The organism is Pseudomonas sp. MRSN 12121, assembly GCF_000931465.1.
Classification (GTDB): domain Bacteria; phylum Pseudomonadota; class Gammaproteobacteria; order Pseudomonadales; family Pseudomonadaceae; genus Aquipseudomonas.
In genome coordinates this window covers 185374-198260 of the sequence record NZ_CP010892.1, presented here as the reverse complement: position 1 = coordinate 198260, position 12887 = coordinate 185374, and the positions used below count along the sequence as shown (strand labels likewise).

General features: G+C 66.5%; 9 protein-coding genes. All 9 read right to left on the bottom strand.

Annotated elements, in window-relative coordinates; genetic code table 11:
- Position 1: 1 nt before the first annotated feature.
- Positions 2-1999 (bottom strand): poly-beta-1,6-N-acetyl-D-glucosamine N-deacetylase PgaB, encoded by a 1998-nt coding sequence (gene pgaB / locus TO66_RS00845; RefSeq protein WP_044460535.1) that lies wholly within the window; start codon positions 1997-1999, stop codon positions 2-4.
- A gap of 12 nt (positions 2000-2011) precedes the next feature.
- Positions 2012-4489: a poly-beta-1,6 N-acetyl-D-glucosamine export porin PgaA gene (pgaA, locus tag TO66_RS00840; protein ID WP_044460534.1), complete on the bottom strand. Its 2478-nt coding sequence runs from the start codon at positions 4487-4489 to the stop codon at positions 2012-2014.
- A gap of 317 nt (positions 4490-4806) precedes the next feature.
- On the bottom strand, positions 4807-6315 hold the full coding sequence (locus TO66_RS00835) for a YdgA family protein (protein WP_044460533.1): 1509 nt from the start codon (positions 6313-6315) through the stop codon (positions 4807-4809).
- Positions 6316-7042: 727 nt separating this feature from the next.
- Entirely contained in the window at positions 7043-7687 is a 645-nt protein-coding gene (locus TO66_RS00830; protein WP_044460532.1) for a hypothetical protein, read from the bottom strand.
- A 92-nt stretch (positions 7688-7779) separates the two neighbouring features.
- Positions 7780-9228, bottom strand: coding sequence for an efflux transporter outer membrane subunit (locus TO66_RS00825; protein WP_044460531.1), 1449 nt, complete (start codon positions 9226-9228; stop codon positions 7780-7782).
- The gene (locus TO66_RS00820; RefSeq protein WP_044460530.1) at positions 9225-10121 is read right to left on the bottom strand and encodes an HlyD family secretion protein; all 897 of its coding nucleotides are present in this window, start codon (positions 10119-10121) and stop codon (positions 9225-9227) included. Before TO66_RS00820 ends, TO66_RS00825 begins: the two co-directional genes overlap by 4 nt.
- Positions 10118-10327 carry a DUF1656 domain-containing protein gene (locus tag TO66_RS00815; protein WP_044460529.1) on the bottom strand — a complete coding sequence of 70 codons (210 nt, stop codon included), beginning with the start codon at positions 10325-10327 and terminating at the stop codon, positions 10118-10120. The genes TO66_RS00820 and TO66_RS00815 overlap by 4 nt, the downstream gene beginning before the upstream one ends.
- The gene (locus tag TO66_RS00810) at positions 10324-12408 is read right to left on the bottom strand and encodes an FUSC family protein (protein ID WP_044460528.1); all 2085 of its coding nucleotides are present in this window, start codon (positions 12406-12408) and stop codon (positions 10324-10326) included. The genes TO66_RS00815 and TO66_RS00810 overlap by 4 nt, the downstream gene beginning before the upstream one ends.
- Positions 12405-12833: a MarR family winged helix-turn-helix transcriptional regulator gene (locus tag TO66_RS00805; RefSeq protein WP_044460527.1), complete on the bottom strand. Its 429-nt coding sequence runs from the start codon at positions 12831-12833 to the stop codon at positions 12405-12407. Before TO66_RS00805 ends, TO66_RS00810 begins: the two co-directional genes overlap by 4 nt.
- Positions 12834-12887 lie beyond the last annotated feature (54 nt).

Genomic DNA, 12887 nt, shown 5'->3' with positions numbered 1-12887 from the left:
TTTATGGATTCCACTTGGTGGAGAGCTCCGGACGGACGACATTCAGGTCCGGGGAGTTCTCAAGAAAGTTATCCGGGTAGTAGCCGAAACTGGTCGCGCCCTGGCGCTTGAGTCGGCCCATCCAGTCGGCCATTTGTGCGGCGTCGATATCGCTCGCCGGCTTTTGCGCCCAATCCCGGGCCTGTAACTCGAATACGGTGCGCTCCAGCGCGCCGGGGCGCGCCTTGACCGTCGCCACCAGGCGCTCCAGCCAGGCGCCCGAGGCCTTGCGCTGCTGCCCTTCCATCAACGGCATGGCCATGGGCGCGGTCCAGTCGTAGCTGGCGAGGAAATCGTCGAGGTTCTGCGCGAACCAGGTTTCGCTGTGCGGATTGAGCATCGGCTCGGCGAACAGGTTGCGCGCCGTGAGCACCTGCGGCCCGCGGATCGCCTTGACCTTGGCGGTCAGCTCGTGGGTGAAGCCGATCAGGTAGCGGCTCTTGAACCGGGTCCAGCGTTGCAGGGCCGCCGGGTCGGCGCGCAGGGCGGCGATCGAGCCCGGCAGGCCATTGGCGGCATAGGCACGCAGCGCTGCGGGGCTGGCGTCCTCGAAGTCCGAGAGCAGCGCGTCGTCGTGATAGAGGATGCCGTCCACCGAGGTCAGGCGCGCAACGTCTTCATAGATCTCGCCGATGATGCGCCGTACCTGCGGATCGAACGGCGACAGGCGCCGGTACTGGTCCGGGTCGACGCCCACCTGGCCGGTCTCCGGGTCCCAGCGGGTGACGCGTGGCAGGCTCGGGTCGAGGTCGAAGGCGAGCACCGGCATCCAGGCGAACACCTTGACGTGGGCACGGGTACGCAACTGCCAGGCCACCCGGTCGAAAATGTCGGCACGCACCGGCAGGTGGCGGTTGGCGAAGTACAGCGACTTGACCAGGCCGTCGCCCTTGGGATCGGCGAAGGCTTGCAGGAACACGGTGTTGGCGCCCATGTCGGCCATGCGCTGGACCAGCTTGCCGAGGTTGATTTCCTGCTGCTGCGGGTCCGGGTCGTAGACGTTGTCCAGGTCGACGTGCACCACGCGCATCGCGGACGGCGCCTGCACGCCGACGATGCTGTTGGAGAAATGCAGGCCGTCCGGGTCCGAGGCCACCAGGAAGCGCGGGCTGCTCATCAGGTTGTCGAGGGCGTCCAGGCCGTCGTCCAGGGTCAGGGCCATGTCGTAGCCCTGCTCGCCTATCACCCGCAGCGCCGTGCCATCGGCGGTGCCGTATGGCCAGACCCAGACGCGCGGGCTGTAGCCGGTGGCCGCGCGGATCTTCTGCGAGATCGTCGCCACGTCGTTGCGCATGCGGCTCTCGAATTCGGCCTCGGTTTCATAGCGCTTGGTCGTGGCGTCGTAGCGCCGGGTGGCGGCGGCCGGTTGCAGGTTGCCCTGGGGGTTGGCCAGCACGCCTTTGTGGCTGGCGTCGGTGTGGGCGGCGATTTCCACCAGCCCGGAACGGGAGATCTCGCGGATCTGCGCCCAGGTGAGGAAGTCCGAGCGCCGGCGCGGGGTGCCGGCGAAATCCACCGGCTGGTTGGCCGGGGTGTCGATCCACACGCCGACCGGGGCCAGCAGCGCATGCCAGTTGTAGCTGCGCAGGATCGGCAGCACGCGGGTATAGAAGCTCGAATAACCGTCGTCGAAGCTCAGCAGCACGGCCTTGGGCGGCAGCTCGGGGCCGCCTTTGCGCGCCGCCATGATCTGGTCCACGGTGACCGGCTGGTAGCCGTTCTCGCGCAGCCAGGCCAGTTGCTCGATCAGCCGTTCGGTACGCACGCCCACCACTGCCTGGTCGGGGTCGCGGTCATCGACATCGTGGTAGGCGATGCCCAGTACATGGTTTTTGGGCCAGGGGGCTTCATTGGCGGGCACAGGGCGCTGCGCCGGCGTCACGAAGTCCGCGGCCTGCTGGGCACAGGCGCTGAGAAACAGGGCTCCCAGCAGGAGGATGCAACGGAGGGTCTGAGGCATCTTCACACTCTTCTAGAAGCGGTAAGTAAGGTCGAGGAGCAGGCGCAGATCGGTTTCCCGATCGCCGTCGTACGGCCGGTTGACCACGCTCAGGTTGGCGCCGGCTTCGAACACGTCGTTCCAGGTCACGCGCTGGCCATAGCCGAGCAGGGCAATCGCCCCGGTGGAGTAGTCGCGCTGGCTATAAGTACCGGCGCCGACCTGGAACTGCTGGCTCCAGGCAGTCTCGTAGCGCTGATACAGCACGTGGTTGACGTTCACCATCGGCAGGACCGTGAAGTCCGACTTGGGGTTGAAGTACGGCGTGTCTTCCTTGGTGTTGTGGCTGGCGCCGACTTCCAGGCCCAGGTCGACCTGCACGTGCGGCGTGGCGTACACCCCTTCGCGACCGGTGAGCAAGGCTTCGACACGGTTGTTGCCGTCGCTGAAATGCGATGGGCTCAGGGCCAGCCGCCATTCGCGGCTCTCGTTGGCCCGCCAGCGCAGGAACGCGCTGCCGCCATTGGCGTAGATATCGCTGTTCAGGGCGCGCAGCGGCGTATTGGCCGATAGGTATTCCAGGCTGCCGCCGTATTGCCAGTGGTCGTCGATGTCGCGGGCGATAGCCAGGCGCGCGCCCTGCTTGTCGCCAAAGCCATAGGAGTGGTTGGAGACTTCCGCCTCCAGGGTCATGTCGCGGGTCCGGCGCTCCACGCCGACGCGCTGCCAGCGGTGGTGCCCGGTGCCTTCCTGGAAGTCGCCGGTGGCATAGCCGAGGCCGCCGAACAGCCGCCAGTCTTCAGCGATGGGCGGGCTGTAGAGCACGCTCTCGATGCCGAAATCCTTGCTCCCGGTGACCGCGCCGGCGCCACTGCTGCCGCCGCCGTAGCTCTTGCCGCCATAGGTTTCGATCCGCAGTTCGGCCATGTCGTGCACTTCCCGCTGGCGAGCCAGGCGCTGTACCTGCCGGTTCTCGGGGAAGCGCTGCATCACGTCGTCGGTCAGGGCGTCGAGCTGGCGCCATTCCTGCAGATCCTGCGCGGTATGGCCCTGGGCGACTTCCAGGCCGATGTCCCGCGGTGCCTGGGCCTCGGTTTCCTTGAGCAGGCCCTCGGCGCGGCGTGGCCATTTGCGGGCCAGGTACAGCTGGGCTTCCGACAGGCGCAGCCCCAGGTTGCCCGGCGCCTGCTGCACCAGGCTGGCCAGGCGCTGCTCGCTGCCCGCCAGGTCGGCGCTGTAGCTGCCGGACTGCGCGGCCAGTTGCTGGGCGTCCATCCAATCATCGTTGGGGTTGCCCACCGGCAGCCCCTTGAGTTCGACCCGGGGTTTCTGACTCTTGGCCAAGTCGTCGGCGACTTGTTGCGCCTCTTGCGGGCGGTCGCTTTCCACCAGGGCGTAATACAGCGCCGTGCTGTCTTCGACCCGGTCGCTGACATCGGCATCCGGCGCCGCCAGCACCTGGCGATAGAGATCGCTGGCGATTTCCGGCTTGCGTTGGTCCAGGTGCGCGGACGCGACCCAGCGCAAGGCGTAGGTCGGGATGGCCACGTCTTCGGCGGTGAGCTTGTGGTATTCGTCGATGACCTCGGCGTTGCGCGCCCGAGCCTTGAGCGCGCCCAGGCGATCGACGCGCCAGCGGGTCACGTCGTCCTTGGCGGTGGGGTCCGGCGTCCAGGTCGCGATCAACCGGTCGTAATCGGCCAGCGCGCGGTCGGCGATGACGTAGCGCTCCGTCTCGCTGCGCGTCGCCAGCTCGGTCAGGCGCACACGCTCGGCGGCCACGTCGCCCTCCAGGCGCCGCAGCAATACCGGATCGAGCAGCCCGGGCCGCTGGCGTGCCAGGCGCAGCGCCGGCTCCGGCAGGCGCGCGCGCTGCAGGGCGATCACGTATTCGCGAGCCACTTGCGGCTGGCTGCCGGCGCGGATGAACGCCTGGTCGAACTCGAACAGGGCTTCATGGGGTTGATCGGCGCGGGTCAGGGCATACCCCAGCGCCAGGCGGCGGGTCGCGTCGTCCGGCTTGGCCGCCACCAGCTCGCGGGCGCGGCGCACGGCTTCAGCGGGCTGGCCGGAGTCGGCCTGGGTCAGGGCCAGGCCCAGTTGCAGGTCGGGATTCTGTGGTTCGCGCTCCAGGGCCAGGCGATACAGCTGGATCGCCGAGTCCCAGCGCTTGAGGTTGCGATAGGCGCGGGCGGTGGCGGTCAGCGCCTGGATCGGCAGCACCCGGCCACGGGCCTGGGTTTCATAGACATTCACCACCTCGGCATCGAGACCGGCCCAGCTGGCGATCTGCAGATGGTCGCTGACCAGACCGGCGGTCAAGCGGTCGGGCGGCAACTGGCGCAAATGGGTCAGCGCGGGAACGTAGGTCCCGGCGCGGGCATCGAGCACCATCTGGTCGTACGCCGGGTCGGCGAAGGCCAGGGTCGGCCACAGCAACTGGCTGCATAGCGCCAGGCGAAACAACGGGCGCAAACCATACAGACGCGAGGGATGAACAATCAGCGGCATTTCGTCAGCATCCTTACATGGCTAGCCGGAATCTCTTGATACCTTCCCTGCCTGATGGGTATCAGGAAACCGAATCGAATGATTCGGCCAGCTTCAAGGCTAGTGTTCCACGCAAGGTTAGTTCAGATAACGAAACGCAATATTTATTCAGATTCGTTTTTTGCCAGAGCCTGCGGGCGAAGCGGCTTGCAGCCCTGTTCGACGCGGTTTTCACCAAGGATTGGCGCGAGTCGCCGATAGCAAAACGCCCGGCCGATCCGCATGTGCGGAGGCCGGGCGTTGCCGGGTCGGAGAGCCTCTGGACGAGGCCGCATGGGTTACTGGGCGGCGACCAGTCCCAGCTTGTTCATGACGAAGTCGACGAACTGTTCAGGGGTCATTTTCTGGCCGTTGAAGTCCACCTCATTGTTGGCATAACGCAGCTTGGAAACGATGTCGCTGCCTTCCAGCTTGGCCAGTTGGGTGCCCAGCGCCATGCCACTGACCATATCGGCGGCCATGCTGCCCTGGTCGGCGATGGCCTTGGCGTCAGTCACGCCGTCCAGCTGGGCCTGCAACGCCGCCATGTCGGCGATCATCGGCTTGGACAGCAGCAGGTTCAGGTCCAGTTGGGTGAGCAGTTGCTTGCTCAGCTCGGCCGGCGGCAGCTCCATGGATTGCGGCTTGTTCAGGTCCACCACCAGGCTCAGGCGGCTCTCGCCGTTGGAGGTCTTGAACGAAAGGTTTTCCAGGGCCAGGTGCGGCTGGGCGGCCAGCAGCTTGTCCAGGTCGGCCTTGACCTGGGCCTGCTCGGCCTCGCTCAGGTTCAGCTCGGGCGCCGGCTCGCCAGCGGCCTCGGCGGCAGCGACTTCGGCCTCATAGGGTTGCAGCTTGTTCTGGTAGACCTGCATCAGCGACATGCCGGACGCGATGTCCAGGTTCTTCATGCTCCAGGTCATCTGCGCCGAACCGACCGCCTTGCCGTTGAGGGCTACCTCACCGATCTTGTAGTCGGCACGGCCGGCCAGGTGGGCGCCGGTCTCGCCGGTGGTGCTCTTGACCTCGAAGTCCTTGAAGGCGAGCACCGACTGCTTGGCGCCGAACGTGGCCTTGGTGCCGGTCAGCACCAGGGTGTTCTCGCCGACGTAGAAACCGTAGTTGCTCTTGGTCAGGTTGCTGGCCAGGGTCAGGCCGTTGAACTCGACCTGCACCGGCGTCTGGTCTTCGGCGATGCTGTTGAGCTTGAGGCTGTCCATGTAGCCGTCGGCCTTGACCTTCTGCGCGTCGGCGCTGGCCGAGAGCTCCAGCTTCATGCCGGAGAACTTGAGGGTCGACTGGTCATCCAGGGCCGTTTCCAGCGGCAGCAATTCCAGGGTGCCGGTGGCGGAACGGTCGTAGCCCAGGTTGACCACGCCCTTGAGCGGCGATGCATCCTTGGTGGCGGCGAACCATTTTTCGGTCAGGGTGTTCTTTTCCAGCTCGTAGTGACTGCTGGCCATGACCGGCAGCCACTTGAGGGTCATCAGGCGCGAAAAGGGCAGCGGGCCGTGTTCGATGTGGTCGACGAACACCAGCTCGACGCCCTCGGCGCTGTCGCCGAACATCTCGCCCTGCCCTTTGAGGCGGTAGCGCGCGGTGCTGCTGAACAGGTGGCGCTCCAGCGACACCAGCTCCAGGCTGGCGGTGCCGTTGGCGCCGACCATGGCGGCCTGCAGTTCCTTGTTGGCATCGGCGATGGAAGTTTGCAGCACCCCTTCCAGCTTGGTCCCGGTGTACCAGGCGCCGCCCGCACTGATAGCGCCTACTGCGACGACGATTCCTAACAGTACGCCTGCTGATTTATTCATATCTGACCCGATCGATCCGTTGTTTGCATGAGTGATCGTCTTCCCTGAACCCGGAACGGGTTGTGGCTCGACTGTGCGTAAAACTGCCGAAGGTTAGCACCGGCCGGGCTGGGCGGCCCAACCTTTCCATGTGAAAAGTTGCGAAAGCGCGAGGAGAAAAACCTTTGCCTGATGGGGGAACGATGAAGCGGGCGGTGCAGGCCGGGCGCATCGCGTTGTCAGGGCTTGCGGTTGCTATGCAACCGATCGCAGCCTCGCCGGAGGCTCGGCAGCGGCTACAAGAACTGACGCACGCCTGTAGCCGCTGTCGAGCGTGAGCGAGGCTGCGATCGACAGCGCAGCTGTCGCCAGGCCAGGCGGCGGTGGGGGTCAGGTGCACCGCGTCGTCAGGGGTTTGCGGTTGCTTCGCAACCGATCGCAGCCTCGCCGGGGGCTCGGCAGCGGCTACAAGAATTGACGCATGCCTGTAGCCGCTGTCGAGCGTGAGCGAGGCTGCGATCGACAGCGCAGCTGTCGCCAGGGCAGGCGGCGGTGGGGGTCAGGTACACCGCGTCGTCAGGGTTTGCGGTTGCGCCGCAACCGATCGCAGCCTCGCCGGGGGCTCGGCAGCGGCTACAAGAACTGACGCACGCCTGTAGCCGCTGTCGAGCGTGAGCGAGGCTGCGATCGACAGCGCAGCTGTCGCCGGGCCGGGCGGTGGTGCGGGTCGGGGCACCGCGCAACGGGGTCAGGCGGGATGCTCGGAATATTCGACTTCCATGGCGTCGAGCTGGTGGTCGAAGCTTTTCAGGCGAGCGGTCCAGGTGTAGACCAGCACTTCGAAATCGCGGTTGATCACCGCGCCGCCCGGCGCTTCCGAGCGCGGATCGCAGAAGTCCAGCTGATAACGCTCGCGGGCCATGGCCGCGGCGACGTCGGACAGCTCGCGGGCATTGTTCAGCCAGTGACGCCCGTCCGCGGCCTGTTTATCGAGCAGCACGCACTGTTTTTTCAGGGCCTCGAGGCTTTTTTCCAATGGGGTGCCGGTCAACTCGCCCATGACTTCCTGGAAGGTTCGCCCCGGCTGCCAGTAGCTGCCCCAGAAGTAGCGGTCGAACACGGTTTCAACCCGGCGCAGGGCGACTTTGGTGTCCCAGATCGCCACCAGGGTCTTGCCCTGCTCCAGCTGTTTTTTCTTGATTTTCTGGGTCTGGTACGACGCCCAGGCGACGAACACGATGGCGGTCACGGCGATCAGCGCGCTGGCGCTGTCGAGGAAGATCATCGCCTTGTCGATCTGGTGCGCCAGCATGACGCCGTAGAAGTAAGTCGCCGAGAGCAGCACCAGTGCGACGATGGCGCACCAGAAGCCGAGAGCATAAGGGTTTTTCATTATTGGAATCCCCATGACCATCACGTGCCTGACCGCTGGTCGGGCACCGGTCGCACGGCGCCCTTCCAACTGTTCAAAGCATAGCAATGGCCTCAGGGTTTGCCGGGGTTCGAGGCTTGCGTTCGTCCGCTTTCCCAGCCGCCGCCCAGGGCCAGGAACAGGTCGATCTGACTCATTGCCACCTGGGTGTTGGCCGCCGCCAACTGGGCCCGCACGTCGGTGTAGGTGCGCGTGGCCTGCAGGTCGGCGAGGAACGATTCGCGGCCGGCCTGGAAGAAGCGGTGGGTCTGCTCGGCGGCCTGGCGGGCCGACTGTTCGGCGTCGGCCAGAGCGTCGCGGCGCTGCAACTGGGCGCTGTATTGGGCCAGGCCGGTCTGGGTTTCGCGGATGGCGTTGAGCACCACCCCGTCGAAGTGCGCCAGGGCACCCTGGCTGGCGGCTTCGGCCTCGTGGATGCGCTCGCGGGCACCGTTGGCCGGCACTGTCCAACTGATCAGCGGGCCGAAGCCCCAGCGGTTGGTGGACGACTTGCCGAGGTTGTCGAGAATGCCCACGGTGCCCACGGTCGCTCCGATGCTGATATCGGGGTACAGGGCCCCGGTAGCCACGCCGATCCGCGCGGTGGCGGCGGCCAGTTGGCGCTCGGCCTGGCGCACGTCGGGGCGGCGCTTGAGCAGGGCCGCGCCATCACCCACCGGCAACAATTGCGCAATATGCGGCAGCTCGGCGCAGCTGTCGGTGCCGGCCGGCAGCTGGTCCAGCGGCTTGGCCAGGAGCATCGACAAGCGAAACAGGCCGGCCTGGCGCGCCGCGTCGTAACGCGGCAGTTCGGCGCGCAGGGATTTGAACTGGGTCTGCGAACGGGTGACCTGGGTGTCGTCGCCGCGCCCGGCATCGCGCAGGCGCTGGATCAGTTCGGTGCTTTGCGCCTGCAACGCCAGGGAATGCTCGGCGATTTCGCGCTCCTCATTGGCCGCACAGACCTGGGTATAGGCCCGCACGACGTCCGCCACCAGGGTGATGCGCGCGGTGTCGGCCGCGGCCTGGGTCGCATCGGCGTTGGCCTGGGCCGCCTCGATGCCGCGTTGCAGGGTGCCGAACAGATCGAATTGGTAAGAGGTGCTGATGGACAGGTTGCCGACATTGGCCACCGGGACTTTTTCCGGCAGCAGGAAGGCTTCCCCGGACTCTTGCAGGCGCTCCACCCCGGCCTTGACCCCGCCGCTCCAGCCGCCGGCCGCCTGGGCCTCGTCGACCTGGGCCCGGGCCCGCGCCAGATTGGCCGCCGCCACCCGCAGGTCGGTGTTGCTGGCCATGGCCTGCTGCACCAACCGGTCCAGCCGCGGGTCCTGGTACAGGCGCCACCAGTCCGCCGGAACCGGCGCCGATACCACGTTGGCGCCCGAGCCGGCCAGTTGCCCCTGCAGGTCGTTGCGCTGCAACGCCGCGTCCCTGGGCAACTGGTAATCCGGACCGACCATCTGGCAGGCCGAGAGCAGCAGGCCGAGCCCCGCCATGGCCAAGCGCGCCGCCGGGTTCATCGTGCCGGCTCCGCTGGCGAGTGGGCCCGATCGTCGATGATCGAGACGGTGGCGGTACGCCCGGCGATCATGCGGAAGTCGTCCGGCACTTCATCGAAGGCAATGCGCACCGGAATCCGCTGGGCCAGGCGCACCCAGCTGAAGGCCGGGTTGACGTTGGGCAGCAGGTTGGAGCCGCTGCTGCGGTCGCGGTCCTCGATACCGGCGACGATGCTTTCGACATGCCCGCGCAGCCGCGCGCGATCGCCGATCACCCGGATATCGACGCCCTGGCCGATATGAATGCCGTCGAGCTTGGTTTCCTCGAAGTAGCCGTCGATGTGGAAGGAATTGCTGTCCACCACCGACAGCACCGGGCGGCCGGCGGTGACGAATTCCTGGGTGCGCGGCGCACGGTCGTTGACGTAGCCGTCGACCGGGCTGCGGATCACCGAGCGGTCGAGGTTCAGCTGGGCGCTGTCCACCGCCACCTGGGCCTCGGCCAGGGCCGATTGGGCGCGGGCCACGCGGGACTGGCTTTCTTCCAGCTGCTCGCGCGGCACCAGGTTGCCCAGGCCGAGGTTGCGCTTGGCCTCGCGCTGGGCCTGGGCCAGGGTTTCCTGGCGATCGGCCAGGGACGCCCGGGCCTGGCGCAGGGCCAGGCTGAAACGGTCCTGATCGATGCTGAACAACACCTGGCCACGCTTGACCAGTTGGTTGTCCCGCACCTGCACCTGCTGGATCAGCCCGGAGACGTCCGGGGCGATCTGCACGATGTCGGCGCGGATATGCCCGTCCCGGGTCCAGGGCGCGAACATGTAGTACATCACCATGCGCCAGACCACCACGACGGCGAAGGTCACCACCAGCAGCGTCAGGACCACACGGCCGATGGTCAATAAGGGCTTTTTCATGTCATCAGGTATCGACTGAGTGAGTCCACGGCGCCAAGCAGCAAGGCGTAGAGACCCACGTTGAACAACGCCCGGTGCCAGACCAGACGATAAAAGTGCAGGCGCGTCAGCACCTTGTGCACCACCAGGTACAAGCCGTAGGTAAGGCCCATCAGCACCAGCAGCGTGGGCAGGAACACCCCGCTGATATCCAGGTCACCGATCATAAAGGCGCTCCATCGATGCCATGGGGAAGCGGTTCGGTCAGTTCGCCGCCACCGACGAACTCCACACCAGGCAACAGGGCCAGGCGCAGGCCGCTGAGGGCGTGCAGCAGGTGCAGCCGGGTCTGCGGATCGTCCTGGCTGCCGGCATCGAGCGCCCGGCGGGTGCGATCCAGGGTCATCAGCAACGGGCTCGGCGCCGGCAGGCGTTCGCCAGCTTCCAGGCAGGCCTTGAAATACCCGCCGACCTCGGCCACCACCTGGCGCAACAGCGCCTGCGCATTGCCCCGGGCCCGTGGCGCATAGGCCAGCAGGTCCAGCAGGTTCAGGCCCACGCGCACTTCGCGCAGGGCGGCGCCGGTGTCCTGGCCGGTCATGGCCAGGCGCGGCAGGTGCTGCATCAGGCGGTCGAGCATCTGTACGCCCAGATGCCGGTGCTCGGCCAGGTTGGCAGGTTCAGTCATGCCGACGATGTCCTGCCAGCTGAAACGGGTCAGGCGCTTGGCTGCCAGCTCCGCACCGAACGGCCGCGCGACCAGGGTCCAGACAAAGGCGAACAGCAGCCCCATGGGCCCGGCCAGGTTGGAGTTGGCGAAGCTCAGGAAGTCGGCGTCGTAGGCGCCCTGGATGCTGATGAACGACGAGGTGTTGACGATGGTCAGCAGCATGCCCAGGTAAAACCGCGGCTGCACCGTCAGGGTACCGACACAGATGAACGGCACGGCAAAGGCCAGCACCAGCATCGGGAAATCGTGCAGGTTGGGCAGGATCAAAAACAGATAGAGGCTGGCGAACAGCACCGACATCGCGGTCCAGAAGAAGAACCGGTAGATCTGCGGCGCCGGGTCGTCCATCGCGGCGAAGAAGCTGCAGGCCACCGCCGCCAGGATCACCGCGCTGCCGCCGTCGGTCCAGCCCAGCAGGATCCACAGCACCGAGGCGACGATGATCGCCAGGACGGTGGAAGCCGCCGAATACAGCATCAGGCCACGATCGAGGAACGGCGTCAGGCGGCCCAGGCGCCAATGGCGGTAGACCGCACGCCAGATGTCCTGGCTTTCGCACTGGATGGCGTGTTGCAGGCTGCGGCAGTCCTGCCACAGGTCGATCCACTCGCCGAGGCGATACAGCGCATTGGAAAACAGCAGCTGGTGCCGGTCGTCCAGCGCCTCGGCGGCGGGCTGCAAGGCTTCGAGCTGCTTGCGCAGGGCCTGCCAGCGCTCCACCGGCGCACCCTCGGCGGTGCCTTGCAGCCATTCGCCAGCCTGGGCCAGCAGCGGCGCGAACTTTTCCACCAGTTCCGGGGTGCGGCGCTCCAGGGCGTACAGCGCATCGTCCAGGGCGTCCACCACCGGCAGCAGGTGGATCATGCGCCCGCGCAGCTCCTTGGTATTGCGCACGGTCTGCGGGCGAGCGCCTTCGTGGGGCAACTGGCCGATCATCAGCTCCAGGCTGTTGAAGGTGGCGACCATGGACGCGCGCAAGGCACTGACTTCTTCGGGCCGCACGTCGCGGGCCAGGAAGCGCTGGCTGTAGGTGGACGCATCGCTGAACCACTTGCCCGCGGTGTCGACGAAGACCGGCGCCAGCCGCCGGGGCCAGAACAGGCTGCCGACCACCGCCGCGCAGACGATGCCGAGGAAGATTTCCTCGGTGCGTGCCTCCGCCACGTCCCACACCCCCAGCGGGTTATCCACCACCGGCAGGGCGATCAGCGGCAAGGTGTAGCCGGCGAGCATCAACGCATAGCTGTTGGCGGTGCGCAGGTGCAGGGACAGGAACAGCAGCACGCCGGTCCACAGGGCGATGATCACCACCAGCAGATAGGGGCTCTGGACGAACATCGGCACGAACAGCACCGCCGCCGAGGCCCCGAGAAAGGTCCCGACCGCGCGGTACAGCGCCTTGGAACTGGTGGGCCCGACGAAGGGACTGGAGACGATATAGACCGTGGCCATCGCCCAGTACGGGCGCGGCATCTGCATGAGCATGGCGATGTACAGGGCGATCATCGACGCGGCGAAGGTACGCACGCCGTAGAACCAGTCACGCGCCGGCGGGACGCCGGTGAAGAATCCGCTCAAGAAGGCACCGCCGGCAGTTGGACGGCCGACTCGAAGGCGCGGATCACCCGCAGTGCGGCTTCCAGGTCCGCAGGGGAAATACCTGCCAGCACGTCGCCACGCAGGCGCACCAGCTCGGCTTCCACCGATTGCACCAGTTCGCGGCCGCTGTCGGTCAGGCTCAGGCACTTGGCGCGCCGGTCGTTGGGGTCCTCGGTACGGCAGGCGTAACCGGCGTTGCACAACTGGTCCAGCAGGCGCACCAGGGACGGGCTTTCCATCCCCGCGGCATGCGCTACCGTGACCTGGCGCACACCCTCGCCCAGGCGCCCGATCATCAGCAGGGGCACGGCGCAGGCTTCGGAGATTCCATAGTTGACCAGCGTGGACTGGCAAATCCGCCGCCAATGCCGGGCGGCGACCACCATGCCACTGCTGATATTCATCTGGAGTGATTCGAGAGAGTCAGGCAAAGGAAAGTTCGCACACTGTTAGTTTGC

Bases quoted from the DNA above. Each gene is read 5' to 3' on its own strand.
- pgaB (WP_044460535.1), bottom strand. From the start codon at position 1,999: ATGCCTCAGACCCTCCGTTGCATCCTCCTGCTGGGAGCCCTGTTTCTC.
- pgaA (WP_044460534.1), bottom strand. From the start codon at position 4,489: ATGCCGCTGATTGTTCATCCCTCGCGTCTGTATGGTTTGCGCCCGTTG.
- TO66_RS00835 (WP_044460533.1), bottom strand. From the start codon at position 6,315: ATGAATAAATCAGCAGGCGTACTGTTAGGAATCGTCGTCGCAGTAGGC.
- TO66_RS00830 (WP_044460532.1), bottom strand. From the start codon at position 7,687: ATGAAAAACCCTTATGCTCTCGGCTTCTGGTGCGCCATCGTCGCACTG.
- TO66_RS00825 (WP_044460531.1), bottom strand. From the start codon at position 9,228: ATGAACCCGGCGGCGCGCTTGGCCATGGCGGGGCTCGGCCTGCTGCTC.
- TO66_RS00820 (WP_044460530.1), bottom strand. From the start codon at position 10,121: ATGAAAAAGCCCTTATTGACCATCGGCCGTGTGGTCCTGACGCTGCTG.
- TO66_RS00815 (WP_044460529.1), bottom strand. From the start codon at position 10,327: ATGATCGGTGACCTGGATATCAGCGGGGTGTTCCTGCCCACGCTGCTG.
- TO66_RS00805 (WP_044460527.1), bottom strand. From the start codon at position 12,833: ATGAATATCAGCAGTGGCATGGTGGTCGCCGCCCGGCATTGGCGGCGG.